25 protein-coding genes are annotated in these 25,468 nt (G+C 67.6%); 10 read left to right on the forward strand and 15 right to left on the reverse strand.

All coding sequences use genetic code 11. The features are described from left to right. Nucleotides 1-36 precede the first annotated feature (36 nt). A complete protein-coding gene (locus GJV80_RS08880; RefSeq protein WP_230208388.1) occupies nt 37-1,137 on the reverse strand; it encodes an NADH:flavin oxidoreductase/NADH oxidase in 1,101 nt (366 codons plus the stop codon). A 1-nt stretch (nt 1,138) separates the two neighbouring features. After that, on the reverse strand, nt 1,139-1,585 hold the full coding sequence (locus tag GJV80_RS08885; RefSeq protein WP_154687587.1) for a hypothetical protein: 447 nt from the start codon (nt 1,583-1,585) through the stop codon (nt 1,139-1,141). A 160-nt stretch (nt 1,586-1,745) separates the two neighbouring features. Here GJV80_RS08885 and GJV80_RS08890 point away from each other — a divergent pair, with 160 nt between their 5' ends. The 6 genes from GJV80_RS08890 to GJV80_RS08915 all read left to right on the forward strand — a co-directional run bounded on the left by GJV80_RS08890 (nt 1,746) and on the right by GJV80_RS08915 (nt 8,233). Further along, entirely contained in the window at nt 1,746-2,372 is a 627-nt protein-coding gene (locus GJV80_RS08890; protein ID WP_154687588.1) for a superoxide dismutase, read from the forward strand. A 240-nt stretch (nt 2,373-2,612) separates the two neighbouring features. Then, the gene (locus GJV80_RS08895; RefSeq protein WP_154687589.1) at nt 2,613-4,271 is read left to right on the forward strand and encodes a hypothetical protein; all 1,659 of its coding nucleotides are present in this window, start codon (nt 2,613-2,615) and stop codon (nt 4,269-4,271) included. A gap of 68 nt (nt 4,272-4,339) precedes the next feature. After that, complete coding sequence (locus GJV80_RS08900; protein WP_154687590.1) at nt 4,340-4,801, forward strand: HIT family protein; 462 nt, start codon at nt 4,340-4,342, stop codon at nt 4,799-4,801. A gap of 79 nt (nt 4,802-4,880) precedes the next feature. Then, nucleotides 4,881-6,152 (forward strand): ROK family transcriptional regulator, encoded by a 1,272-nt coding sequence (locus GJV80_RS08905; RefSeq protein WP_154687591.1) that lies wholly within the window; start codon nt 4,881-4,883, stop codon nt 6,150-6,152. 49 nt (nt 6,153-6,201) lie between these two features. Beyond that, entirely contained in the window at nt 6,202-7,104 is a 903-nt protein-coding gene (locus GJV80_RS08910) for a sugar phosphate isomerase/epimerase (protein WP_154687592.1), read from the forward strand. A gap of 67 nt (nt 7,105-7,171) precedes the next feature. Further along, nucleotides 7,172-8,233, forward strand: coding sequence for a Gfo/Idh/MocA family protein (locus GJV80_RS08915; protein ID WP_154687593.1), 1,062 nt, complete (start codon nt 7,172-7,174; stop codon nt 8,231-8,233). Here the strand turns inward: GJV80_RS08915 and GJV80_RS08920 are convergent. The 6 genes from GJV80_RS08920 to GJV80_RS08940 all read right to left on the reverse strand — a co-directional run bounded on the left by GJV80_RS08920 (nt 8,220) and on the right by GJV80_RS08940 (nt 16,339). Next, nucleotides 8,220-8,879, reverse strand: coding sequence for an HAD family hydrolase (locus GJV80_RS08920; RefSeq protein WP_195909253.1), 660 nt, complete (start codon nt 8,877-8,879; stop codon nt 8,220-8,222). The genes GJV80_RS08915 and GJV80_RS08920 overlap by 14 nt on opposite strands. A gap of 34 nt (nt 8,880-8,913) precedes the next feature. Beyond that, nucleotides 8,914-9,090 carry a hypothetical protein gene (locus GJV80_RS24730; RefSeq protein WP_305070114.1) on the reverse strand — a complete coding sequence of 59 codons (177 nt, stop codon included), beginning with the start codon at nt 9,088-9,090 and terminating at the stop codon, nt 8,914-8,916. Beyond that, on the reverse strand, nt 9,087-9,998 hold the full coding sequence (locus GJV80_RS08925) for a PLP-dependent cysteine synthase family protein (protein WP_305070115.1): 912 nt from the start codon (nt 9,996-9,998) through the stop codon (nt 9,087-9,089). Before GJV80_RS08925 ends, GJV80_RS24730 begins: the two co-directional genes overlap by 4 nt. A gap of 138 nt (nt 9,999-10,136) precedes the next feature. Then, nucleotides 10,137-12,986, reverse strand: a complete 2,850-nt coding sequence (acnA, locus tag GJV80_RS08930) for an aconitate hydratase AcnA (protein ID WP_154687595.1) — start codon at nt 12,984-12,986, stop codon at nt 10,137-10,139. A gap of 120 nt (nt 12,987-13,106) precedes the next feature. Further along, complete coding sequence (locus GJV80_RS08935; protein WP_230208287.1) at nt 13,107-14,294, reverse strand: class I SAM-dependent RNA methyltransferase; 1,188 nt, start codon at nt 14,292-14,294, stop codon at nt 13,107-13,109. Nucleotides 14,295-14,344: 50 nt separating this feature from the next. Further along, nucleotides 14,345-16,339 (reverse strand): APC family permease, encoded by a 1,995-nt coding sequence (locus GJV80_RS08940; protein ID WP_154687597.1) that lies wholly within the window; start codon nt 16,337-16,339, stop codon nt 14,345-14,347. A gap of 153 nt (nt 16,340-16,492) precedes the next feature. Between GJV80_RS08940 and GJV80_RS08945 the strand changes: the two genes are divergently transcribed. Further along, nucleotides 16,493-17,173, forward strand: coding sequence for a TrkA family potassium uptake protein (locus tag GJV80_RS08945; RefSeq protein ID WP_195909332.1), 681 nt, complete (start codon nt 16,493-16,495; stop codon nt 17,171-17,173). Between the two features lie 73 nt (nt 17,174-17,246). Next, nucleotides 17,247-17,921 (forward strand): TrkA family potassium uptake protein, encoded by a 675-nt coding sequence (locus GJV80_RS08950; protein ID WP_154687599.1) that lies wholly within the window; start codon nt 17,247-17,249, stop codon nt 17,919-17,921. A gap of 50 nt (nt 17,922-17,971) precedes the next feature. On the opposite strand, the gene GJV80_RS08955 is transcribed toward GJV80_RS08950, so the two are convergent. The 4 genes from GJV80_RS08955 to GJV80_RS08970 form a co-directional block, all read right to left on the reverse strand. Then, nucleotides 17,972-18,376 carry an OB-fold nucleic acid binding domain-containing protein gene (locus GJV80_RS08955; RefSeq protein ID WP_154687600.1) on the reverse strand — a complete coding sequence of 135 codons (405 nt, stop codon included), beginning with the start codon at nt 18,374-18,376 and terminating at the stop codon, nt 17,972-17,974. Next, nucleotides 18,376-19,236: a DUF3710 domain-containing protein gene (locus GJV80_RS08960; protein WP_154687601.1), complete on the reverse strand. Its 861-nt coding sequence runs from the start codon at nt 19,234-19,236 to the stop codon at nt 18,376-18,378. Before GJV80_RS08960 ends, GJV80_RS08955 begins: the two co-directional genes overlap by 1 nt. After that, nucleotides 19,233-19,763, reverse strand: a complete 531-nt coding sequence (gene dut / locus GJV80_RS08965) for a dUTP diphosphatase (RefSeq protein ID WP_154690144.1) — start codon at nt 19,761-19,763, stop codon at nt 19,233-19,235. The genes GJV80_RS08960 and dut overlap by 4 nt, the downstream gene beginning before the upstream one ends. Before the next feature lie 71 nt (nt 19,764-19,834). Continuing rightward, nucleotides 19,835-20,467 carry a DUF3093 domain-containing protein gene (locus GJV80_RS08970; protein ID WP_154687602.1) on the reverse strand — a complete coding sequence of 211 codons (633 nt, stop codon included), beginning with the start codon at nt 20,465-20,467 and terminating at the stop codon, nt 19,835-19,837. A 134-nt stretch (nt 20,468-20,601) separates the two neighbouring features. Between GJV80_RS08970 and GJV80_RS08975 the strand changes: the two genes are divergently transcribed. Together GJV80_RS08975 and GJV80_RS08980 are read left to right on the forward strand one after the other, a co-directional pair. After that, nucleotides 20,602-20,895 carry a DUF4235 domain-containing protein gene (locus GJV80_RS08975; RefSeq protein ID WP_154687603.1) on the forward strand — a complete coding sequence of 98 codons (294 nt, stop codon included), beginning with the start codon at nt 20,602-20,604 and terminating at the stop codon, nt 20,893-20,895. Between the two features lie 40 nt (nt 20,896-20,935). Beyond that, a complete protein-coding gene (locus tag GJV80_RS08980) occupies nt 20,936-21,652 on the forward strand; it encodes a hypothetical protein (protein WP_154687604.1) in 717 nt (238 codons plus the stop codon). 12 nt (nt 21,653-21,664) lie between these two features. On the opposite strand, the gene GJV80_RS08985 is transcribed toward GJV80_RS08980, so the two are convergent. The 3 genes from GJV80_RS08985 to GJV80_RS08995 all read right to left on the reverse strand — a co-directional run bounded on the left by GJV80_RS08985 (nt 21,665) and on the right by GJV80_RS08995 (nt 25,416). Then, the gene (locus GJV80_RS08985) at nt 21,665-22,465 is read right to left on the reverse strand and encodes a GNAT family N-acetyltransferase (RefSeq protein WP_154687605.1); all 801 of its coding nucleotides are present in this window, start codon (nt 22,463-22,465) and stop codon (nt 21,665-21,667) included. A 341-nt stretch (nt 22,466-22,806) separates the two neighbouring features. Beyond that, entirely contained in the window at nt 22,807-23,106 is a 300-nt protein-coding gene (locus tag GJV80_RS08990; RefSeq protein WP_154687606.1) for a DUF4193 domain-containing protein, read from the reverse strand. A gap of 150 nt (nt 23,107-23,256) precedes the next feature. Further along, nucleotides 23,257-25,416, reverse strand: a complete 2,160-nt coding sequence (locus tag GJV80_RS08995; protein ID WP_154687607.1) for a prolyl oligopeptidase family serine peptidase — start codon at nt 25,414-25,416, stop codon at nt 23,257-23,259. Between the last annotated feature and the right edge of the window lie 52 nt (nt 25,417-25,468).

Here is a 25,468-nt window from a genome sequence, read left to right on the forward strand (position 1 = left end):
TCCACGCCTACGGCCGGCTGTTGCTGCGGACGTCGATCAGAACGCCCGGGCGTACTGATCGGGCACCGGCACCTCGACACCGAGTTCTCGCGCGGCGTGCAACGGCCAGTACGGGTCGCGCAGCAGCTCCCGCGCCAGCAGCACGACATCGGCCTCGCCGTTGACGATGATCTTCTCCGCCTGGACCGGCTCGGTGATCATGCCGACCGCCCCCGTGGCGACACCGGCCTCCTCACGGATCCGGCGAGCGTAGGACACCTGATAGCCCGGACCGGCCGGAACCCTCACATCAGCCACGTTGCCGCCGCTCGACGTGTCGATCAGGTCGACTCCGTGTGCTCGCAGCCGACGGGCCAGTTCCACCGCCTCGTCCGCCGTCCAGCCGGGGCGTGGATTGCCCGCCTCGGCCAGCCAATCTGTCGCCGACACTCGGAACACCACCGGCAGCTCCTCGGGCCAGACCGACCGCACGGCATCGGTCACCTCGAGCGCCAGCCGAATGCGGTTCTCGAAGCTTCCGCCGTACCGGTCGGTGCGGTGATTGCTGTGCGGGGACAGGAACTGATGGATCAGATAGCCGTGCGCTCCGTGCACCTCGGCGACCCGGAAGCCGGCATTCAGGGCCCGCCGTGCCGCGGCACGGAACTCCTCGACCACTCCCGCGATCTCGTCGTCGGCAAGCTCATGCGGTCCGGCGTAACCGTCGGCGAACGGCACAGCGCTCGGTCCGACCGGTTGCCAGCCGTGTTGTTCCGGTCCGACCGGTCCGCCGCCCCGCCAGGGCTGTGCGGTGGACGCCTTGCGCCCGGCATGTGCCAACTGGATGGCCGGCACCGCACCATGCGATGAGACGGCGGCGGTGATCCGGGAGAACGCCGCGACCTGGTCGTCGTTCCAGATCCCGAGGTCCTGCGGGCTGATCCGACCGACCGGGCTGACCGCGGTCGCCTCGGTCATCACCAGACCGGCGCCACCCACCGCCCTGGAGACCAGATGGACAAGGTGCCAGTCGTTCGGCACACCGGTCCCGGGCCCGGACGGTTCTGCGCTGTACTGACACATCGGTGCCACCCAGACGCGGTTCTTGACGGTCAACGATCGCAGCCGGTACGGCTCGAAAAGCACACTCACGGGCAGGTCAACCCGGCTGCCACGCCGAGATATTCCGGCTTCGCTGTGCAGGTTCGCCGAGCCGGGGCGTGAACCGCTCCCCGCCCAGCGCACGGGAGACCAGGTCGACGGCGCGTTCAACCCGGGCCAGCCGGGCAAGTTCTGCCTGCCAGGCATCGACCGCCTCGGCGATCACCCGCTGGTCGACCCGCTGCTCGAGATCGGACCGCGCCATCGAGACTCCGTCGGTGGCCGCCCTGCGTTGTCCCGCAACGCTGTGTCTGGCGAAGGCCGCCAGCACCATCGGGTGGCGCCGCAGCACCGGATAGCCGCGGAAGTCTGCCGGACAGCAGTCCAGCAGGTACGCCACCGCCTGTCGGTCCCAGTCCGTCGCACCCGGAGGGCGGACGTTCTCCGGCCATCCGGGCGGTGCGTACCCGTCGGCCGGGTTCTGGTTGGTCGAGCAGCCGTTCATCGAAGCCTCCTGCGCAGTTAGAACATGTGTTCGATTCTAAGCCGGACAGGCGTCCGCGGCAAGCCGGCTCGGCGGCCTCTTGCCTTCAACCGTTGTTGAGGTTGCAGGATGGGTATCTCGTCACAACGCGACCACACGAGACGTGTGAAAGGACCCATTCATGGCCGTCTATGAGCTTCCCGATCTGCCCTACGACTACGCAGCGCTGGAGCCCCACATCTCGGGCAAGATCATGGAACTCCACCACGACAAACACCACGCCACCTACGTCGCCGGCATCAACACCGCCCTGGACCAACTCGCCGAAGCCCGCGAAACCGGCAACCTCGGCACCGTCGGCGGACTGGAGAAGAACCTCGCCTTCAACCTCGGCGGCCACGTCAACCACACCGTCTTCTGGCCCAACCTCTCCCCCGACGGCGGCGACAAACCCGACGGCGAACTCGGCGCAGCCATCGACGAATACTTCGGCACCTTCGACGCCTTCCGCGCCCACTTCGAAGCCACCGCCAACACCATCCAAGGCTCCGGCTGGGCCATGCTCGTCTACGACACCCTCGGCCAACGCCTCAACATCGTCCAGATCTACGACCAACAAGGAAACCTCCCCCTGGCCCAAATCCCCATCGTCCTCCTCGACATGTGGGAACACGCCTTCTACCTGCAATACCAAAACGTCAAAGCCGACTACGTCAAAGCCTGGTGGAACGTCGTCAACTGGGCCGACGCCCAAACCCGCTTCACCGCCGCCACCCAACAAACCGCCGGCCTGATCATCCCGAACTGACCCAACCCACCGGCCCGAACACCCCGGCATCCCGCGCGACTCCCGACTCGTGCGGGATGCCGCATGCCAGCGGGCAGGATCGAACGGGGCGCATGCCCCGAGGCAGCGGTCGGCGCCTCGATGTCGGCAACGCGGTTTCGGAAAGACCCCTACATCCTCTAACGTACGCACATCGGCCCGATCGAGTTGAAATCCCACCTCGCCCCGCGCGCGCCCCGAAGACGACGTCGTGCGACATCGGTGGCTGCCTGGATCCGGCTGAGTATCCTGACGCTGCTCTGCGTCGCCGCCGGTCTGTTCTGGTCCAGCTCGCTCGCCTCCGCCGACACCGATGATCACTCCGGTCCGGCTGCCGACCTCTTCGGTGTTGGCGGCGGCGTCCGGTCGGTCGGCGCTGAGGTCACCAACGGTGTCCACCGTGTCCTCGGCGCTCCCCCGGCCGGACACCCCTCCGGCAGGACCTCGAGCCACCCGTCCGCCGGTCACCGGCCGCCTCAGGCCACCGGCCACACGATGCCTACCCAGCGCCCGAAGGACACAACGAACGGTACGCACACCGCAGCCACTGCCGCTGCCGCCGACGCCGTCAACGGCGTGGTGCATTCGGCGTCGCGGAGGGTCCACGGGATCAGCAGTCGGGTCGGGTCGACTGCTGATCCCGTGGAACGCGCCGGTCATCGCGTTCCGGGTGGACGCGTCGAGGAGGTCACCCATTCGGGCGGAGATGCGGTGCGCAGCATCGGTGCCACGACCGACGCCGCGGGCTCGACCGTCGACCGGACGACCGGGATCGTCGACGGAGTGCGTCATCCCGACCGCTTCGGAAGCGCCGCCGGTGACGAGGTCGGACAGGTCACCGCAGTGGTGCGCACCGGTACGAAGGTGGTCTCCTCGACCGGCGGCGTGGTCACCAGCACCGGTAACACGGTGGGTGATCTCGGCGCTGATCTCGGCGCTCATCTCGACGCTCATCTCGGCGCTCATCTCGGAGATGGTCCAGGCGGTGATCACGCCAAGCCGGTCGGGGCCCTCGTCGGCACGGTCGGCGACACCGTGAGCGGAGTCGGCACAACGGTGGGCAACGTCGGAAAGACGGTTGATCACGTCACTGCCACAGTCGAGCCGGTCGCCCGGGACACGGTCACCAGGACCGTCGACACAGCAGTCGGCAACCCGGTGGTCACCACCGTGATCAACACCGCCACCCGCACAGACGACAGCACCGTCAGCCGCACCGTCAGCCGCACCGTCAGCCGCACCGTCAGCCGGACGGTCCAGCCTGTCGCCGAGACCGTCACGATCGTCAACAACGGTATCTCGATCGTCAGCAACACCGCCGGCCGGACCGTCGGTTCGTCTCCGGGCGGTTTGACACCGGGCGGAAGCGCTGCCGGTCTCCTCGGCGGCATCCCGATCACCCGTCTCGGATCCCCGACCGGCGCGGCGGATCCGGTGGTCCTTGGCCCGGACCTGTCCGCCGCGGGCATCACAGCCGACTCCGCCCCGTTCGGGGCCTCGACGCGGACGGGACAGGCGACGGCGACCCAGCACGCGCAGCAACCTCAGCTACTCCTCGGCCTGCTCACTTGCCGGCCCGCCTCGACAGCGATCCCCGGCACCCACCTGGTCGCCACCCCGTCGACCCACGTACACCTGGTCGCACGGTCCGGGCTTCTGCTCCTCGGCCTGGGCACCGGCGGTCCGGGACAGGCACCGGCTCAAGTCCCGTCTCCGTCGCAAGGCGTGATCACCACAAGCGCATCCGGTGGCCCCTGGCACGAGCACAGCACGCTTCCGAGCGTGATCCGCGGCACGGTAACGACCGCCGCAGGCGTACGCGGATCCGGCTCGTCACAACCGCAGGCCTCGCTGTACGATCCCGGCTTCTCCCCCGACTGAGCATCGGCGCCGATCTCGCGCCCAACGGCGCACCCGACGCACTTCACCAAGCATTTGGGGAGACTCTGATGATCAACTCCGGCACAGCCGAACACCGCAGCGACGATGTCATCTGCCGGATCGTGGCCGGTGATCTTCCGGCCGACGTGGTCCACCGCGACGACAACCTGATCGGCTTTCTTGATCACCGACCGGTGTTCAAGGGGCATGTGCTGATCGCACCGGTCCGCCATGTCGACACGCTGCTGACACTTCCGGAGGACCTGATGCAGCCCCTGCTGGGGCTGGCCCGCCGGATGTCGTCGGCGATGCTCGACGGACTGGGCGCGCAGGGCACGTTCAGCGCGATCAACACGATCGTCAGTCAGTCGATACCCCATCTGCACCTTCACGTCGTACCGCGGACCAAGGGCGACGGACTGCGCGGCTTCTTCTGGCCGCGCACCCGCTATGCCGCCGGTGAGGCCGCCGACTATGCGGCCCGCATCGCGGCTGCCCTGAGCCGGGTCCGCCCGGACGACGACACCTGACGCGGAGCCCCAGGAGGGCACACCGCGATTTGCCGGACCGGCGGTCCTCACGCCGGTCCGGGACGAACCGAAGGTTCCGATGACTCAGTTTGCCAAGCGCTTCTCCGACCCTACGAACGCCGCCCGAAGCCGGGACAGGTCGACTGCCGATCTGGCCGCGGCGGCAGTACGACAGACCAACGCGCGGGACTGCCTGATGATCCTGCTGAATGCCGAAGAACCGCTCACCGTTGCCGACCTGACCTCACGTACCGGGCTCTCCCGGCCAACCGTTGACGCGGTCCTGCACGACCTCATCGCCGCCGGACCGGTGCGGACGGCCGAACCGTCGGACAGTTGTACGCCGGGACGTCCGGCACGGCGGTTCGTCGCCGATCCGTCGACGACGCTGGTCGCCGGCGTCGAGGTCGGCGCACACGTCGTCCGCTGCACGGTCAGCGACGCCGGCGGGTCGATCGTCTCCCGCGTCTGCAGGCGCCTGGACGGTGATGCCGCGACCGACCGACTCGAGGTGATCACGGAGCTCGTGACGAGCGCCGTCGAGCACCGATCGACCGGTACGGCCGGACACCGTCCGCACCCGCGGCCGGCGGCAGTCGGCCTGGCGGTGCCCGGAATCCTCGATCATGATCAACGGCTGGTGCGGAGCGGGCAGCTTCCGGAATGGACCGGTGTTCGTCCGGGAGCCGAGCTGTCCCGGCGGCTCGGTTGCGCGGTGTTGGTCGAGACCGATCTCAAGCTCGCGGCGTATGCAGAACATCATCTCGGCGACATCGCAGGGAATCTGATCTACCTCCATCTGGGCAGGAGGATCGCGGTCGCACTGATGGTCGACGACCAGATCCTGCAGGGCAGGAACCGGATGGCCGGTGAGCTCGGTGCGCAACGCGGGATGCGCTGGACCCCGTCCTACGACGACGGCGGAGGGCTCTGCTGGTCGACCGGGCGGGAAGCCCGGCCGCTCTTCGACCGGGCGGCAGCCGGTGACCACCGGGCGCTCGCCGAGATCGACGCCTTCTGCGAGCAACTCGCTCCCCGGCTGGCGACCCTGGCGCTGACCCTCGACCCGGAGCTGGTGATCGTCGGCGGTGGCCTGTCCCGAGCCGGTCGGACCCTGCTCGGACCGCTGGCCCGGCAGCTCGACCGGCTGCTCGACCTGCCGGTCCGCCCGGAGTTGACCACGTCACGGCTGACCTCGGACGCGTCCGTCACGGGCGCGCTGGCGTACGCCTTCGAGCGGGGTTCGGAGCAGATCTTCGGGCTTCCGGCGGTGCCGCCACCGTGGCGGCGGCTGCGTACCGCGCCCGAAACCGACCCCCGGACGCAAGCGGACCGGGCGGGCACGCAATGATCGGAGCAAGCACCGACCTGTGTTCACCGACGAAGCCCGAGAAGGGGACATGACCGACAAGATCAGCTTCGGCTTCAGCAGTTACAGCTTCTCCCAGAAGCTGCGGTCCGGCGAGATGACGTTGCCCGACGTCATCGACTGGGTCGCCGACAGCGAGGGCGAGCACCTCGAACTGGCGGTGGCCGGCCAACATGGGCCGGACGCGCCGATCCCGAACCTCGAGTCCGATCCGGAATACGTGGATTCCATCCGGGCGAAGGCCGAGCAGTCCGGCGTCACGCTCTCCAACATCGCGGTCGGCGCCAATTTCTACACCTCCGACCAGGCCGAACTCGAGGCAGAGGTCAAGCGCGTCAAGGCCTACGTCGACCTGGCCGAGCAACTGGGCATCACGCTGATGCGGCACGACGTGGTCGCGCACAAGGGCCTCGAGGGCGATGACACTCCCCTCTTCGAGGAGGCGCTTCCGTTGATCGTCGGCGCCACCAAGGAGATCGCCGGGTACGCCGCCGGCAAGGGCATCACGACCAGCCTGGAGAACCACGGCTTCTTCGTGCAATCCGCAGACCGGGTGCGCCGGATCGTGCACGCCGTCGGCGAGCCGAACTTCAAGACCACCCTGGACGTCGGCAACTTCGTCTGTGTCGACGAGGACCCGACGGCGTCGGTACCGCAGAACCTGCCGTACGCGATGATCGTGCACTTCAAGGACTTCTACATCCGCCCCGCGGACAAGGATCCGGGCGAGGGCTGGTTCCTGTCCAAGGGCGGCAAGTTCCTGCGCGGCGCGATCGTCGGGAACGGCGACATCGATCTGCGTTCCGTGGCGAAGTCGATCAAGGAATCCTCCTATCAGGGGTACGCGTCCATCGAGTTCGAAGGCATCGAGGACTGCCTGCTCGGTTGCGAACGCGGCCTGGCCAACGCCAAGCGGCTGATCGCCGAAGCATGATCGTTTGACCCACAGTTGACCCACAGACCAACCGACCCGTAGCCAGCACAGAGGACTGAACAGCACCGTGCCAAAGTTCAAGATCGGTGTCATCGGCACCGGAAGCATCGCCCAGCTCCACCTGGGAGCGTACGCAACCAACCCCGACGTCGAGATCGTCGCCGTCAGCGACATCAACGCTGAACGTGCCCAGGCGGTTGCCGACCAGTTCGGCGCCAAGCGGGCCTACGGCGACCCGAACCAGCTGCTCGCCGACCCGGAGGTGGACGGTGTCAGCGTCTGCACCTGGAACAACACCCATGCCTCGTGGTCGATCGCCGCGGTCAAGGCAGGCAAGCACGTCCTGGTGGAGAAGCCGATCAGCCGTACCTACGGCGAGGCACTGGAACTGCAGCGCGTCGTCGAAGATCACGATCGCGTCGTCCAGGTCGGTTTCGTACGCCGGCACTTCCCCAACTGCCAGGTGCTGAAGACGTTCATCGACGCCGGTGATCTTGGTGACATCTACTACGCGAAGGCCAGCTGCATCCGGCGGGTGGGCAACCCCGGCGGCTGGTTCGCCGACAAGGAGATCGCCGGCGGCGGCCCGCTGCTGGACATCGGCGTCCACGTGATCGACCTGTGCTGGTATCTGATGGGATCACCGCAGGCCACCGCGGTCAGCGGACACACCTACGCCGAGCTGGGCAATCGCGCCAACATCGTCAACCTGCCGCGCTACCGGGTCTCCGACTACGACCCGACCAAGAACAGCGTCGAGGACATGGCCAACGCGGTCGTCCGCTTCGACAACGGTGCCTCGCTGCTGATCGACGCCTCCTACTCGTTGCACGCGATCAAGAACTCCATCGACGTGTCTGTGTACGGGCAGAAGGGCGGCGCCGAACTCGAGCCGGAGCTGAAGATCGCCACCGAGCGGCACGACACGGTGGTCAACATCGAGCCGCAGATCGCCGCCCGCACGGATGAGATCACCGTCGGCTTCCGTAACGAGATCGCCAACTTCGTCGACGCCTCGCTGGGTCGCGCGGAGAGCGTCGCGCCGGCCTGGCACGGCGTCGAGATCATGAAGATCCTGGAAGGGATCTACGAGTCGGCTGACTCCGGCAAGGAGATCACCCTGGTCTGAACCGGACCGTGCCGCGTGTCCGGATGTCCAGCAGCTCCGGCAGAGCGGTCAGGTTCCCGATCTCATCGTGACCGCTCGGGTCGACGTCGCGGCGCAACCAGATGCCGCGCCAGCCGGCGTCCCGGGCGGCTCGGACGTCCTTCCCCCACGAGTCGCCGACCATGATCAACTCCCGCGGTCGGCAACCGACGTCAGCGGCGGCATGGGCGTAGATCCGCGGGTCGGGCTTGGCGTATCCCACCTGTTCGGCGACGAACTCCCGGTCGAAGTAGTGATCAAGTCCGAGCGAGTCGAGTTTGGAGTTGCCGTTGGTGATCACGCCGAGCCGGCAGGTCCCCCGCAGCGCCTCCAGGCAGGGCAGCACATCGTCGAACAGCAATGGTTCGGCGAACCGGATTCCCAAGTAGTGCTCGGTGATCTCGTCGATCTCGTCTACGCGCGGACCCACCGGAGCCAACGCCTCGGCGAACATCTGCCGGCGTACCGGCACCAGCGGCACGGGTCGATCCCCGTACGCATCGGCCAATCGGTCGCGGATCGCTTCGAGGTCATCGGGCTGGTAGCGTCCGCGCAGCTCGGGCCAACGCTCCCCGATCTCGGCCAGCGACGCGGACAGGCTCGGCGCATCATGCTGGCGAAGTCGCACAGGGTCTGGTCGACATCGAAGAACACCCATTCGATCACGGGTGCCGATCCCAGCGTCCGGTCTCCAGGAAGTGCTCCATGGTCGCCAGGTGCGGGGCCAGATCGAAGCCCTGGTCGGCGATCCAATCGTCGTCGTAGTAACTGTTGGCGTAGCGTTCCCCGCTGTCGCAGATCAATGTGACCACGCTGCCGTGCTCCTGGTCGGTGATCATTCGCGCGATGAGCTGGAACGCGCCGTAGAGATTGGTGCCGGTGGAACCGCCGCCCAGTGCCTGGTGCGGCTGCGCAGCAGGCGGATCGCGGCCAGCGAGCCGGCATCGGGGATCTGCAGCATCTCGTCGATCACCTCGGGAACGAAGGACGGCTCGACCCGGGGGCGTCCGATGCCCTCGATGCGGGACGGGCGCCCGGGCCGAGAGTCTGGCGATTCGGTCTTCCAGCCGCCGTAGAAGGCAGAACCCTCCGGGTCCACCACGGCGATCCTGGTGCGGTGCCTGCGGTAGCGGACGTACCGGCCGAAGGTGGCGCTGGTGCCGCCGGTGCCCGCGCCGACGACGATCCAGGCCGGGATCGGATACCGCTCGAGAGCCAACTGGGAGAAGACCGACTCGGCGATGTTGTTGTTGCCGCGCCAGTCGGTCGCTCGCTCCGCAAGCGTGAACTGGTCGAGGTAGTAGCCGTCGGAGTCGTCGGCCAACCGGGCCGCTGCCCCGTACATCTCCGACGCCTTGTCGACCAGGTGGCACCCGCCGCCATAGAACTCGATCATGGCGATCTTCTCCGGACTGGTGTTGCGTGGCACCACCGCGGTGAAGCGGAGTCCGAGCATCCGTGCGAAGTAGGCCTCCGACACCGCCGTCGATCCGCTGGACGCCTCGACCAGCCCGGTGGCCGGTCCGATCCGGCCGTTCACCAGGCCGTACAGGATCAACGACCTGGCCAGGCGGTGCTTCAGCGAGCCGGTGGGGTGCACCGACTCGTCCTTCAGGTACAGGTCGATGCCCCACTCCGGCGGCAACGGGAAGACATGCAGATGGGTGTCCGCACTGCGATTGGCGTCGGCGTCGAGCAGCCGGATCGCCTCCCTCACCCAGGCACGGTCCTCGCTCGCGGCAGCCATGGGAGGAGATGCTAGTGCCGCCGCTGCCCAAGTGACACGGCCGCACAATGACGGGAATGACGACGGCGATCGCCTTCCGGGCTCCAAGCCCCGAGAAGGCGATCGCCGTCGTGATTGCTGTCAGCGCACAGGGACGACCTACCGGCGCAGCAGCGACCGCAGCACGTACTGCATGATGCCGCCGTGCCGGTAGTACGCGGCCTCCCCAGGTGTGTCGATCCGGACGAGAGCGTCGAAGGTCACGTCGCCGGCCTGCACCGATACGGTCCGGGGTGTCGTGCCCTCGTTGAGCTCGGTGATCCCGGTGATGGTGAAGGTTTCCTCTCCGGTCAGCCCGAGGCTCTCCGCGGTCTGGCCCTCCGGGTACTGCAGCGGGAGAACGCCCATGCCGATCAGGTTGGACCGGTGGATCCGTTCGTAGGACTCGGCGATCACCGCGCGGACGCCGAGCAGTGCGGTGCCCTTGGCCGCCCAGTCGCGCGAGGAGCCGGAGCCGTACTCCTTGCCGGCCAGCACAACCAGCGGGGTTCCGGCGGCCTGGTAGTTCTGCGATGCGTCGAAGACCGTCGTCACCGGAGCGTCCTCGGAGGTGAAGTCCCGGGTGAACCCGCCTTCTGTCCCCGGTGCGATCTGGTTCCGCAGCCGGATGTTGGCGAACGTGCCCCGGATCATCACCTCGTGGTTGCCGCGCCGTGAGCCGTAGGAGTTGAAGTCCCGCCGGTCGATGCCGTGCTCGGTCAGGTACTGACCGGCCGGGCTGTCGGCCTTGATCGAACCCGCCGGGCTGATGTGATCGGTGGTCACCGAGTCGCCGAGCTTGAGCAACACCCGGGCACCCTCGATATCGGTCACTGCAGCCGGCTCGGTCGGCATTCCGTCGAAGTACGGCGGCTTGCGGACGTAGGTCGACTCCGAATCCCAGGCGAAGGTCTCGCCCTCCGGTGTCGGCAGCGACTGCCACTGTTGATCACCGGCGAAGACGTCGGCATAGCTTTCGGTGAACATCTCCGCACCGATCGCCGAGGACACGATTTCGTCGATCTCGGCCTCGGTCGGCCAGATGTCGTTCAGATACACGGGATTCCCCGACGTGTCGGTGCCCAGCGGTTCGGTGGTCAGATCGATGTCCATGCTGCCGGCCAGGGCGTAGGCGACCACCAGCGGCGGGCTGGCGAGGTAGTTCATCTTGACGTCGGGGTTGATCCGACCCTCGAAGTTCCGGTTGCCGGACAGTACCGACACCACAGCAAGGTCATTGGCGTTGACGGCGTCGCTGACCTCCGGGATCAGCGGCCCGGAGTTGCCGATGCAGGTGGTACATCCGTACCCCACCAGGTTGAATCCCAGCTTGTCCAGGTACGGGGTCAGGCCGGACCGCTCGTAGTAGTCGCTGACCACCTTCGAGCCCGGGGCCAGCGTGGTCTTCACCCATGGCTTGCGGCTCAGGCCGCGTTCGATCGCCTTCTTGGCCACCAGGGCTGCGCCGATCATGACGCTCGGGTTGGAGGTGTTGGTGCACGAGGTGATCGCCGCGATCACGACTGCGCCGTGATCCAGGGTGACCGTCGTGCCGTCGTCCAGCGTGACCTTCACCGACCTGCTGCTGCGTTTGCCGTCGGCAGGTGCGCAGGACAGATAGTCGCGACCCGGAGTCTGACCATGGACGCTCTCGTGGGCGGCCGGCGCGTCGGAGGCGGGGAAGGACTCCTCCAGCGCCTCGTCGTACGCCCCGGTGATCGCCTCTTCGTCGTCCTCGACGTAGGCGGTCAGCGCTCCGCGGAAGCCCTGCTTCGCATCGGACAGCGATACCCGGTCCTGGGGCCGCTTCGGGCCGGAGATGCTCGGCACCACCGAACCAAGATCAAGTTCGAGATACTCGGAGTACTTCGGCTCCTTGTCCGCCTCGTGCCACAGACCCTGCGCCTTGGCGTACGCCTCGACCAGGGCGATCTGCTCCGGTGTACGGCCGGTGAGCCGGAGGTAGTCGATCGTCTTGTCGTCGATCGGGAAGATCGCGATGGTCGATCCGTACTCGGGACTCATGTTGCCGATGGTGGCCCGGTTGGCGACCGGTACCTCGGCGACACCAAGTCCGTAGAACTCGACGAACTTGCCGACTGCGCCATGCGCGCGGAGCATCTCGGTGATCGTCAGTACCAGGTCGGTCGCGGTGGCTCCCTCCGGCAGCGAGCCGGAGAGCTTGAAGCCGACCACCCGCGGAACCAGCATGGACACCGGCTGGCCGAGCATCGCCGCCTCAGCCTCGATGCCACCGACGCCCCAACCGACGACGCCGAGGCCGTTGACCATCGTGGTGTGACTGTCGGTGCCGACCAGGGTGTCGGGATAGGCGTACGTCTGACCGTCGATCTCCCGCGGGAAGACGACCCGGGCCAGGTGCTCGATGTTGACCTGGTGCACGATGCCGGTGCCCGGCGGGACGACCTTGAAGTCGTCGAAGGCGCCCTGCCCCCAGCGCAGGAACTGGTAGCGCTCCTTGTTGCGGCCGTACTCGATCTCGACATTGCGGGTGAAGGCATCGGCCGTGCCGAAGACGTCGGCGATCACCGAGTGGTCGATCACCAGCTCCGCCGGTGACAGCGGATTGATCTTGTTGGGATCACCGCCGAGATCGGCGAACGCCTCACGCATCGTGGCGAGGTCGACGATCGCCGGGACGCCGGTGAAGTCCTGCATGATCACCCGGGCCGGCGTGAACTGGATCTCCTTGCTGGGTTGGGCATCGGGATCCCATCCAGCCAACGCACGGATATCGTCGGCGGTGATGTTGGCGCCGTCCTCGGTGCGCAGCAGGTTCTCCAACAACACCTTCAGGCTGTACGGCAGCTTTTCCGATCCCTCGACCGCGTCGAGGCGGAAGATCTCGTAGGACTTGTCACCCACTGCCAGGGTGGCCTTCGCACCGAAGCTGTTCACGCTCCGGCCGGTGCTCTCGGGAGAACCTTGGTTACCGGCTTCGCTCGTCATGCGTCACTCCGTTGTCGTCGAAACTCTCTCGACGTCAAGATATCACCGTTGGGAAGCACTCGGTGACCGCCATGCCGCCGGGAGTGGTCACCTCCGACACTAGCGACAGCGCCGGCCCGCTCAACCACCGCTGGGCTGCAGGACGGCGACGCACTCCAGGTGATGGGTCATCGGGAACAGGTCGAAGGCCCGCAGCGACGTCAGCTGGTACGCCTGCCGGAACAGGTAGCCCAGGTCCCGGGCCAGTGCTGCGGGATCGCAGGCGACATACGCGATGGCCCGCGGCCGGCGGCGTACGACCTGCTCGATCACCCGCTTGCCCGCCCCGCTGCGCGGCGGATCGAGCACGATCAGATCGGTGGACCCGGGCAACGCGCTGCGCCCGCGCGGAGCGCCGAGCGCCCGATCCACCCGGGCGGCGTGGAACCGGGCACGGGAACCGGCATCGGCCAGGTTGCGCCGGGCCGCAGCGACGGCGTCACGACTCGACTCGACCCCGATCACCCGGCAACCCGCATCGACCAGGGCACCGGAGAACAGGCCGACGCCGCAGTAGAGGTCGAACGCCTTCTCACCCGACTCGGGACGTAACCCGTCCAACACCGCCGTGGCCAGCAGATCGGCCGCCGCGGGGTGCACCTGCCAGAACCCGTCGCCGGCCACCTGCCAGTCGCGGCCGACGGCATGTTCGGTGATCTGCTCACGGTCCTCGCCCGACAGCCAGTGCACACCATCGGCGGCGTCGATTCCGATCAGCTCGCCATCGGACGGCGCGCCCGTCGGCCTGCTGATCACCGGGGATGCGATCAGGCAACCCTGCGGCGGCAACGTGATCACCCGATGCGAGCGATGGGCCCGCAAGCCGGGCTGCCTATGATCATCGAACAGGTAGCGCATCCGGGTCCGCCAGCCGAGCCCGTCGACCGGTTGCCCGTCCTGCGATGGACTCCGGACCGGTACATGCTCCACGGGCACGTGAAGATCGAGTCCGGCCAGCCGATGCAGCTGTTCGGCCAGGACGTCGGCCTTGAGCCGCCGCTGCGCGGCCGGCGCGACATGCTGGAAATCGCAGCCGCCGCAGCCACCAGGCCCGGAGATCGGACAGGCCCGGTCGATCCTGTCCGGCGACGGGTCGATGATCACCGTCGCGTCACCGCGCCAATAGCTGGGCTGCCCGGTGTCGGTGATCGTGATCATCACCGTCTCGCCCGGCAGCGCATGGCGTACGAAGATTACCCGCCCGTCGTAGCGGGCCACGCAATGGCCGCCGTGGGCGATCGGCCCGACCGTCACGGGTCCGACCGTCACGGGTCCGACCGTCACGGGCCCGGCGGCCTCGCCCGCCGGCGTCTCGGCAGTCACTGGCGGACGGACGCGCGGGATCGCCGGTCGGACCGGGCGTAGCGCCGCTCCCCCGCGCTCGAGGACTGCAACAGGAACGGCACCGAGGTCACCATCACGCCCGGGGTGAACAGCAGCCTGGCCTTCAACCGCAGGGCGCTCTGGTTGTGCAGGAACTGTTCCCACCAACGCCCGACGACGTACTCGGGGATGTAGACCGTCACGACGTCACGCGGGCTCTCCCGACGGATGTTGCGGACGAACTCCAGCGCCGGGTTGGTGATCTCCCGGTACGGCGACGCGATCACCTTCAGCGGTACGGCAATGCCGGCGTCCTCCCATTGCTGGACCAGCCGTTCGGTCTCGTCGGGATCGACGTCGACGGTGATCGCCTCCAGCGTGCTCGGTCGAGACGCCTTGGCGAACGCCAACGCCCGCAGGGTCGGTTTGTGCAACTTGGACACCAGCACGACCGCCCGGACCCGGCTCGGCAGCATCTTGTCCTCGGTCGGATCGATCGCCGTCTCCCGCGCGACGGTGTCGTAATGCCGTCGGATCGCCTTCATCATCAGGAACAGCACGATCATCGCGATGATCGCGATGTAGGCGCCCTGCACGAACTTGGACAGCAGCACGATGATCAACACCGTTCCGGTGCAGACCGCGCCGACGCCGTTGATCACGCGCGCCCGGATCATTCGCAACCGGGCGTGGCGGTCTGCCTCACCCTTCAACAGCCGGGTCCAGTGGATCACCATTCCGGTCTGGCTGGTGGTGAAGGACACGAACACGCCGACGACGTACAGCTGGATCAGGGCCGAGACGCTGGCGTCGAAGGCGATGATCAGCACAACCGCCCCGACGGCCAGCAGCAGGATGCCGTTGCTGTAGGCGAGCCGATCACCGCGGGTGTGCAACTGCCTGGGCAGGTAACCGTCCCGGCCGAGGATCGAGCCGAGCACCGGGAACCCGTTGAACGCGGTGTTGGCGGCCAGGAACAGGATCAACATCGTCGCGCCGAGCACGAAGTAGAAGCCCGGCGGGAAGTGGTCGAAGACCGCCCGGGCCAGCTGGCCGATCGCGGTGTCCTCGTTCAGGTTCACCACCCGGCCGTTGACCACGTAGTGGCTGTAGGGCGGGTCCACCAGCCTCAGCCCGGTGAGGTGGGCCAGGGTGATCACGCCCAGCATCATGCTGACCGCGACCGTGGCCAGCAGCGCAAGAGTAGTTGCAGCGTTCTTGCTCTTGGGCTTCCGGAAGGCGGGGACCCCGTTGGAGATCGCTTCGACCCCGGTGAGCGCCGCGGAACCGGAGGAGAACGTCCGGGCCATCAACGCCACGAACGCGAATCCGGCCAGCCCGGTGTAGCGCGGGTCGCCCTGGATGTCGTAGCCGGAGGTCGCCACAACGATGTGGTGGCCGAGCACCTCGATCCGGAACAGTCCCCAGATGATCATCGCCAGTACGCCGACCATGAAGCAGTAGGTGGGGATTGCGAACAGGGTGCCTGACTCGCGGACGCCCCGCAGGTTGAGTGCGGTCAGCAGCAGCACCACCAACACCGCGACGAACGCCTCATGGCCCTTGAGGAACGGGAACACGGCTTCGGCGTTCTGCACGCCGGACGATATCGACACCGCGACGGTGAGCACATAGTCGACCAGGAGCGCGCTGGCGACCGTCAGGCCGGCGTTGGGTCCAAGATTGGTGGTGGCGACCTCGTAGTCGCCGCCGCCGGACGGATAGGCGCGGACGTTCTGCCGGTAGGACATGACGACGACGACCATCACGATGGCGACGAAGATCGCCACCCGCCAGGAGAACGCGAACCCGGCGACGCCGGCCAGCGAGAGGGTGATCAGGATCTCATCCGGCGCGTACGCCACCGAACTGAGCGCGTCGGAGGCGAAAACGGGAAGAGCGATCCGTTTCGGCAGCAGAGTCTCGCCCAGCTGCGTACTGCGAAGCTTGCGGCCGATCAGCAGCCGCTTGCCCACATCCGCGATGTTCACGTCGGGAAAGCCTAGGCCCACAACCCGGCGTGGACACCATCAGCGTCGGGCCGGGCAACGATCCTGCATCGTCTGCGCCGCAGCGTGGGGTTTGCCGACTTCGCTGCGATTGGATCAGGATGAAGCAGAGCGCTACTGCGTCCGTCCGCTGGTATCCGAGGAGACCATCAAGTGCACATCGTGATCATGGGCTGCGGCCGGGTCGGTTCGACCCTCGCCCGCGGTCTCGAAAAGCGCGGCCACGCGGTCGCTGTGATCGACATGAACACCGATGCGTTCCGGCGCCTCGGGCCGGACTTCACCGGCCGGACGGTCAAGGGCATGGGATTCGACCGTGAGGTGCTGTTGGAGGCCGGGATCCGGGAGGCGGACGGTTTCGCCGCCGTCTCCAGCGGTGACAACTCCAACATCATCGCTGCCCGGGTGGTCCGGGAGACGTTCGAGGTCACCAATGTCGTGGCCCGGATCTACGATCCGGGTCGTGCCGAGGTGTACGAGCGCCTGGGGATCCCGACCGTGGCCACCGTCCGCTGGACCGCCGACCAGGTGATCCGGCGGTTGCTGCCGACCGGATCGGAACCGCACTGGCGCGACGCCTCCGGGACCGTACGCCTGGCCGAGGTGCACGTCGACGCCAGCTGGGTCGGCAGACGGGTCGACCAGATCGAGGCGGCTGCCAGCACCCGCGTGGCCTTCATCCAGCGGATGGGCGACGGCATCGTGCCGACTGCCGGGACCGTCTTCCAGGACGGCGATCTGCTCTATGTGGCGGTCGAGGACCAGCGGCTTGCCGCCGTCGAGGCGACCCTCGCCGGTCCGCCGCGGGCGGGATGATCGGCCCGGGGACAGCCTTGCGGTTGATCATGGTCAGCCAGGAATCGCTTCACGATCACAGAAGGAGTGCGGGATGCGGGTCTCGATAGCGGGAGCCGGCAACGTCGGCAGGTCGATCGCCGCGGAGCTGGTGGAGAACGGGCACCAGGTGCTGTTGATCGATAAGGACCCGGGAGCGATCAAGGCGGAGACCCTTCCCGAGGCCGAGTGGTTGCTGGCCGATGCCTGCGAGCTCTCCACTCTCGAGGAGGCCGGCATCGACACATGTGATGTGGCGATCGCCGCGACCGGAGACGACAAGGTCAATCTGGTCACCTCGCTGCTGGCCAAGACCGAGTTCAGCGTGCCCCGTACGGTCGCCCGGGTGAACCACCCCAAGAACGAATGGTTGTTCACCGACGATTGGGGTGTGGATCATGCTGTCTCGACGCCCCGGCTGATGTCCGCCCTGGTCGAGGAGGCGGTCACGGTCGGTGACCTGGTGCGACTGCTCACCTTCCACCAGGGCAGCGCCAACCTCGTGGAACTCACGCTGCCTGAGCAGAGTCCGCAGGTCGGCGCGCGGATCGGCGATCTGCGGCTGCCCGGTGACGCGGTGCTGGTGGCCATCGTCCGGGATGGTCTGGCCCAAGCACCTGACACGGACGGTTCGCTGGAGGCAGGGGACGAGTTGCTGTTCGTCGCCACCCAGGAGGTGGAACGGAGCCTGGCCGACATGCTTTCGCCGCGGATCGGCGGCGCCGCCTGAGCCCATCGACCGACCCCTGGGACGGGCGGGCGGCAACAGCCCGCCGGAGGTCAGAGCAGCTCGTACCTGGGGTTGAAGACGACCCGCTGGCCGTTGGCGCCACAACTGATCCGGCCGGAGACCCGAATCGTGCGACCCGGCTCGATGCCGGGAATCTTGCGCCGGCCGAGCCAGACCAGGGTCACCGATCCGGAACCGTCGCGCAGTTCGACCTCGAGGGCGGGCTTGCCGCCGTGCGGGTTGAGCGTCACCGTCGCGACGTCGCCGCACAGGTCGACCACCTGCCGGTCACCGCAGGAGCTGATCGGCATGGCGCCGGTCTTGCGGACCATGCGTTGCCGCTCTTCGTCCTCCAGTTGGGCATTGGATGAGGCCAGCCGCCGGATCGCCCGGCGGAACAGCCCATTGCCTTTGTCCGCCCCGGCGCGGGCGCCGGTCTGCGGATTCGTAGTCATCAGGTTTCTCCTGATTCACCCGCCGCGGGTGCGACGGGAGAGGCGTTTTCGGGAAGGGACAGCGGGAGAAGATCTCCCGGTGCCATGGCTTCGTCGCCGCGTCGGACGACGATCGTCCGGAATGCTTCCAAGAAGTCCGCAACCGGACCATCAGTTCCATCGTTCAGAGCCGCCTGGCCGTAGATGATGCCGCGCAACATCCACCGCGGGCCCTCGGCGACCCACATCCTCGAGGGCTGGTAGCCGTCCTGGCCGTCCGGGCTGCGAACCGGCAGCAGCCGGCGCAACTCGACGCCGAACGGACCCGGCACCAGGTCGGCCGAGCCGCCTGCCTCGTGGGCCGCCTGCACCAGCTCGTCCCGGATCTCGGCCCACAGTCCGCCGCTGCGCGGGGCAGCGAACGCACCGACCTCCAGCGCGGAATCACCGCGGATCATCATCGCCGAGACGACCTGCTGGCTCGCTTCGTCGACCTGCAGCCTCAGCTCGGTGTTCTCGGGCGCACCCAGCACGATGCTCCCCAGATCGATCCGGGACTGCTGCTCGACCTCGGTCTCCAAGGCATCGATGTCGATATCGGAGATGTCGTACGGCCCGAGATCCCGCCAGTCCTGGGCATCCAGCTCGGTCAGCGTCGGTGCCACGCTGCCGGTCGTGCTTGCGGGCTGCGCCCCGTTCGCACCCGTTCCGGGAGTTCCGGACGCCTCGGAGCGCTCCGACGGGTCGGGCCGGTCAGCTCGGTCGGGCGCGGGGTCGTCGGAGGTCGGCTCGTCGGCTGCCGCGGTGCCGTCGTCCAGGGCTGCGTCATCCTCGACCAACTCGGTGGATTCGTTTCGCCGCCGGCGCGAGCGAAAGATCATCGACTCTTCTCCTGCTGTGTACTGCCCGGCTCGACCCCAGGCTGATCCGGGCGTCCGTCGGCCGCAACCGGCCCGTTCGTCAGGTCTGTCGGCATCCCGCCGGTAGACCCGTACCCATCCGATCCGCGGATGGACCCGGGCAATTGTGACACCGTCACGAAGTCGGCTCGACTCACCCGCTGAACGACCAGTTGAGCGATGCGATCACCGCGGGACAGTTTGATCGGCGTGGACCGATCGGTGTTGATCAGACAGACCTTGATCTCGCCGCGGTAGCCGGCGTCCACCGTGCCCGGCGCGTTGACGATGCTCAGCCCGTGGGTGGCCGCCATTCCCGAGCGCGGGTGTACCAGTCCGACATAACCCTCGGGCAGGGCGATGGCGACACCGGTGCCGACGAGTTGCCGCTCACCCGGCTGCAGAACGGTGTCGGCGGTCAGCTGCAGATCGGCCCCGGCATCACCGGGTCGGGCGTAGGAGGGTGCGGGTAACCCCGGGTCGAGGAGCAGCAACTGCACCTCGACCACGTCAACTCCTTCGCCGCCCGGAGAACGCACCTCGGGAGCGTCGGAGCGCCCCTCGTAGGGAACCGTTCTGCTCACGAATCAAGCGTATCTCCGGTGGGTGACACTTCCGGCCGAACGTCAGGTTCCGCGACAACTTTCCGGGGCGGTCTCCGGGGCACGGTTCCCCGATCCGCGACGCTCTCCGCGCCACTCTCCACACCGCGCCCCGGAGGATTCCCAGGAGCGGCCGGCGCGGCGCAGTGCGCCGAGATCGCCGCCGCCAGCCGCTCCGGCGCGCGAGAGCTGATCAGCCAGTAGGGCGTCGGATCGTCCACGTCGTCGAGGGTCACCTCGACCGCGCGGTTCAGGTAGGGCCGGAGAACCAGATAGGCGCGGGCGTCGGATTCCGGGCCCCGGCGTCTGCGGGTGGTCGCCTCGTCCAGGGCCCGGCCGGCGGTCACGTAGGCCCATTCGATGTTCGCAGCGCCGACCCAGAGCCGATCCGACTCGACGCGGATCTGTTCGCGTCCGTACCGATAGAAGAGCAGGCCCATCACCACCATCACCAACAGCCCGGAGCCGAAGCCCCAGATCGGGCCGAGATAGAACAGCACCGCGACCAGCAGGGAGATGGCGAACAGCGCGGTCAGCACCCACCACCCGATGGGCACCCAGAGCCGCTCGGTGTAGCCGGGGTGGGATCGCTGATCTACGGCCTCTGGCACGCGTCAACCGTACGTCGTGGGGAGCGTTTGATGACAATGTGTGTGCCGACCGCGAATCCCGGCCGGATCGGGCTGATCGGGTGATCCGCATCGACGTGCTGTCACCGCAGGCCGGCGCCCGCTAGAGTCGACGTATGCGACCGACGTCGAAGCTGGTGTGGAAGATCTACATGGGAGTCTTCGGAGCGGCCACGACGATCGCGGCCCAGCAAGGGATCAAGATCGCCTGGAGGGCCGCGACCGGCAAGAAACCGCCGTCGGCGACCGACCCGAACACGCCGCTGGTCGAGGCGGCCAGCTGGGCCATCGCCAGTGGGGTGGGAGTCGGGTTGACCCAGTTCGTGGTGACCCGCTTCGCGGCGAGCCGATGGGCCAAGGACATGGGCACCCAGGCGCCAGGGATCCCGCAGATCAAGCTCAAGATCTAGCTCAAGCCCCGACGTCGCGTCCTGAGCGCCCTCCTGCTGCATGGGTCTGGAGAAACTCGACGGTCCGCAGGTCCTGGGGACCGTCAAGCGGTTGGAGTCGCGGATCGCAGCACGCTTTCCGGACCGCAATCTGGTTCGGATCGCCGTTGAACTCGCCCGGCTGATCGAGGAGGTCGCCGGTACCGGTCCCCGGCTCCGGCGCCGACTCACGGTGGCGAGGCTGGTCCGCTGGATCCTGATCGCGGTACTCATCGGAGTCGCCATGGTGCTGTTCGGCTGGGCGCTGATCACCTCGACCGATGACGGATCGCTGCAGGAGCCCGGCACCCTGCTGCCACTGCTGGACAGCTCGATCAGTGATGTCGTCTTCGCCGGGCTTGCTGTCTTCTTCCTGTATTCGGTGCCCGACCGGCTGGTGCGGGCCGAGACACTGCGGCTGCTGCATCGATTGCGTTCGATGGCACACATCATCGACATGCATCAGCTGAGCAAGGACCCGGAGAGGCTGCGGGCCGGATATCACCCGACGTCGGCGAGCCCGCCGCCGATCGACCTGGATCTGACCGGACTGGTCTACTACCTCGACTACTGTTCGGAACTGCTCAGCCTGGTCGGCAAGGCGGCGGCGCTGTGCGCCGAGGAATCCCGCGACGACGTCGTGCTGGACACGGTCAGCACCGTCGAGGACCTGACGGTGAACCTGACCCGGCAGATCTGGCAGAAGATCACTTTGATCAACCAGCTCGGCGATCGCTGAGGGTGGGGGCATTCAGGACTGACGGAAGCGGTCCGGATCCAGTTCGAGGCGGAAGATCGTACCGATGCAGGTCAGGCCGGCAGATTCGAGCGTGCGTCGTGACTGCCAATTGGCCCACCAGCAGCCGGCTGTCGGCCTACCACCGGAGGCCAGGACCTGCTGCGCTGTGAGCGCCAGGATCGATCGGCCGATGCCGGTACGGCGGGCCGGCGGGTCGGTGTACATACCGATATCGACCCGGGCGTCGTGCAACGGGTGCGGATGGGCGACGCCGATCCCCACCCTGCGGCCGTCGAGCCGGGCGACCCGCAGCTCCCCCTTGGCGGCCTTGTCGTCGGAATCGTCCAGGAAACCGGTGCTGTGCAGGTAATCCAGATCCGAGTCGCCCGCGATGCTGAGCGCCACGCCGGGCAGCGGTGGCCGGAGGTCCGCGGGCCGGAGCAGCTCGAACTGGTACGTCTGGTTGTCGATTCCGGTGGCGAAGTTGCCGAACAGGTTGAGGTGATGTCGGTCCCAGGACGCGGCGTACGCCTGGGTCGCTCCGGTCTCGGAGAGCACCGTCTCCAGGATCTGGCGGTCGAGTCGCACCGCCGGCGGTGCGACCGTGCACAGCGACAATCCGTCGCCGCCCACCGCGGCGAGGCCGACGCGCTGACCGTCGACCTCGATCGCCAGGTGCCGGGCCTCCAGCTGCCGACTGCCGAGAAAGAAATCCCCGGTGTACGACTGTAGCCGGTGATGTTCCTCGACCACCTGACGAGCGTCCGACGGCTCCACCTCGGTGAGCCGGATGTCCACCTCGTACCTGATCACCCGGCGCAGTCTGGCGCAGTCCGCCCTGCCGCGCGATCGATATTCGCCGCCCGACGGTCCCCGGGCCCTCCGCCCACCGTGGTCGGGTCCTTCCGCAAACTCAAAGTTTGACCGTGCGGCGCCGACACGCCGAGGCCGGCAAGCCGCTGGGTCAAACTTCGAGTTTTGCGCGTACGGCCGGGGGCGGATCGTACGGCGTGGCCGGCGCACGGCGTGGCGTACCGCGCGGCGGAACGGGCGGTACGGCGTCCGCGGGGCACGGCACGCGGCCGGAACCGGAAAGCACGAAGCCCGTGCCGTCCGGCACGGGCTTGTGTTGGTGATATCGCTCTACGCTGCTGTCAGCCGGCGCAGTCGACGCAGTACATCTGTCCATTCCGGGTCTCGGCCAGCTGGCTGCGGTGCCGGACCAGGAAACAGCTCGCACAGGTGAACTCGTCGGCCTGCCTGGGCAGGACCCGTACGGTCAACTCCTCGTGCGAGAGGTCGGCCCCGGGCAGCTCGAACGCCTCGGCCGCCTCGGCTTCGTCCTCGTCGACCTTCCCGGAGTTCTTGTCGTTCCGCCGGTTCTTCAGTTCCTCGATGCTGTCTTCATTGACATCGTCTTCAGTCTTGCGTGGGGCGTCGTAATCGGTCGCCATCTCTTCCCCTCCCGGGCCTGACACCCGAGTTCGTATCGCTCTCCATCAGTCCGGCGGCCAGGTGCCGGACCGCCGTTCGGACACCTCGCCGCGCGCAAAGTCCGAGCGCAATGCATACCACATCGAGTCAAGACCCGCGCGGGACTTGCTCTACAACACTCGGGATCGAGCAAAATTCCCGCCTGTCCGAACTGATTCCAGAAAGCTCAGGACGGTCTCGTACCAGACGATCGCGTGCTGCGGCTTCAGGATCCAGTGGTTCTCGTCCGGGAAGTACAGGAACTTGTGCGGCAAGTCCTCCGGATCGCCGTCGTGCCGCGACACCAACTCGGTCCACAACCCCAAACCCTCGGTGATCGGCACCCGGTAGTCCTTGTCCCCGTGGATGACCAGCATCGGGGTGCTGATCCGGTCCGCGGACAGGTGCGGCGAGTACTCGGCCACCATCCGGTCATTGAGTTCGGTCAGCCAGTAGACCCCGTTGTCGGTCGCGTACCGGAACGACCCGAGGTTCCACAGGCTGGCGTGCGTCACGATCGCCTTGAAGCGGTCCGTGTGCCCGGCCACCCAGTTCGCCATGTACCCACCGAATGAGCCGCCCATCGCCACGGTGTCGGTCTCGTCGATGTCGTCGCGGGTCACTACGGCGTCGGTGATCGCCATCAGATCGGTGTACGGCTCGGCGCCCCACCGGCCCCAGCCGCGCTTGATGAACTCCTGGCCGTACCCGGTGGACAGCGCCGGATCAGGCAACAGCACCGCGTAACCCTGGGAGACCAGCAGCCACGGCGACCACCGCCAGGACCAGGCGTTCCAGGAACCCAACGGTCCGCCGTGGATCCACAGCGCCAGCGGCGCCTTCCTGTCGGCCGACGCGCCCTCGGGCAGCGCCAGATAGCCCCGGATGCGTACGCCGTCGGGCGCGTGGGCCTCGACGTCGACCAGGGTTCCCGGCAGTTCCGGATAGCTGACCGGCGCCGGCAGCTCGGTCGAAGCACCGGTTGCGGTGTCGATCGCCACGATGCCTCCCGGGTCGGTGTAGGAGGTCCGGATCGCATAGACTGTGGCACCGTCGTCGGACAGTACGGCCGATCCGTACGCGCCCCGCTCGGTCAAGCGTCGCGGCGCTTCGGTGGCCAGGTCGACCTCGAAGAGCGGCGAGTCGCCGTCCTCATCGGCGATCACATAGAGCACGGACGCGTCCGGGCTGAACGCGACCGGCTGCGGCCAACGGTCCCAATCCGCGGCCAGCACCCGACCCTGCCCCGTGGCCCGGTCGATCAGCCACAGGTGCACCTGCGGCGGTTCGGTCGTCGTCGGTTCGGTACGGCGCACGGCGGCGATCAGGGCGCCGTCCGGGCTGATCACCGCGCCGCCGAACTCGACGTCCGCCTCTTCGGCGCGGACCACCGGTTCGGCGTCAGGATCGGTCAGATCGATCTCCACCAGCGCTGCGGCGGACTTCCCGCGGGGTTTGCGGACCTCCCGGTTGATGATCACGAAGCTGCCGTCGTCGGCGATCGCCTCCAGGTCGACGCCGTCCCGGCCGGCCTGCGGGAACAGCCTGGTCAGGGCGTCCAGCTCGACGTGCAGGTCACCATGATCATCGGTGCTGTCCAGGTCTCCCGTGTAGAGCCGGGTCTGTTCGCCGAGATCATGATCCCAGAATCGCACCGGGTAGCCCTCGTGCAGGATCGCCGAGACCTTCTTGGTCTTGCGCAGTTTCCGCAGCTCCTGATCGGTCCCCTCCGAGTCGACGCCGGCCAGTGCGGCGGCGCTGAACACCGCGCGGGGCGCCTTTCTGGCGATGCTGACGCCGCGCCAGCCGCCGGCCCGTCGGGCGATCGGGTACGCCTCTCCCCCGCCGGCCGGCAGACACCACAGGACGCCGTCGCTGTCGTCGGGCTTGGTCCCGGGCTTCGGGCCGTACGTCTTGGCTGCGGGCGGCGCGGGTCGACCCGATCCGAAGATCAGGCTGCCGTCGGGAAGGTAGGCGGCCACGGATTCGCCCTCGGTCGACCGGGTGAGACGACGGGCGCCCGCGGCTCCGGTCGGATCGACGCTCCACCAGCCGGTCCGGTAACCGGTCTGATCATGGTTGAGCTCGCTGACCGAGACCAGCAGAGTGCCGGTCTGAGACAGCAACAGCGATCCCAGTCGCGGCGTGGCGACATAGGCGCGCAGGTCCTCCCACGGCGAGCCGAGCGGTTGTTCGTCCGGATCCGGTGTCCGGCTGTCCGGCTCGGAGCCGGTGGCGCTAGGTTCGTGGTTATTGGTCTCGGCCCGGTCCGACGCGCTGGTGAACGACATCTCGCCCCTTCGTCCTGTGATTCGATGATTGCCGGCCGCGAAAGACTATGAC

This window comes from Microlunatus sp. Gsoil 973 (genome assembly GCF_009707365.1).
Taxonomy (GTDB): domain Bacteria; phylum Actinomycetota; class Actinomycetes; order Propionibacteriales; family Propionibacteriaceae; genus Microlunatus.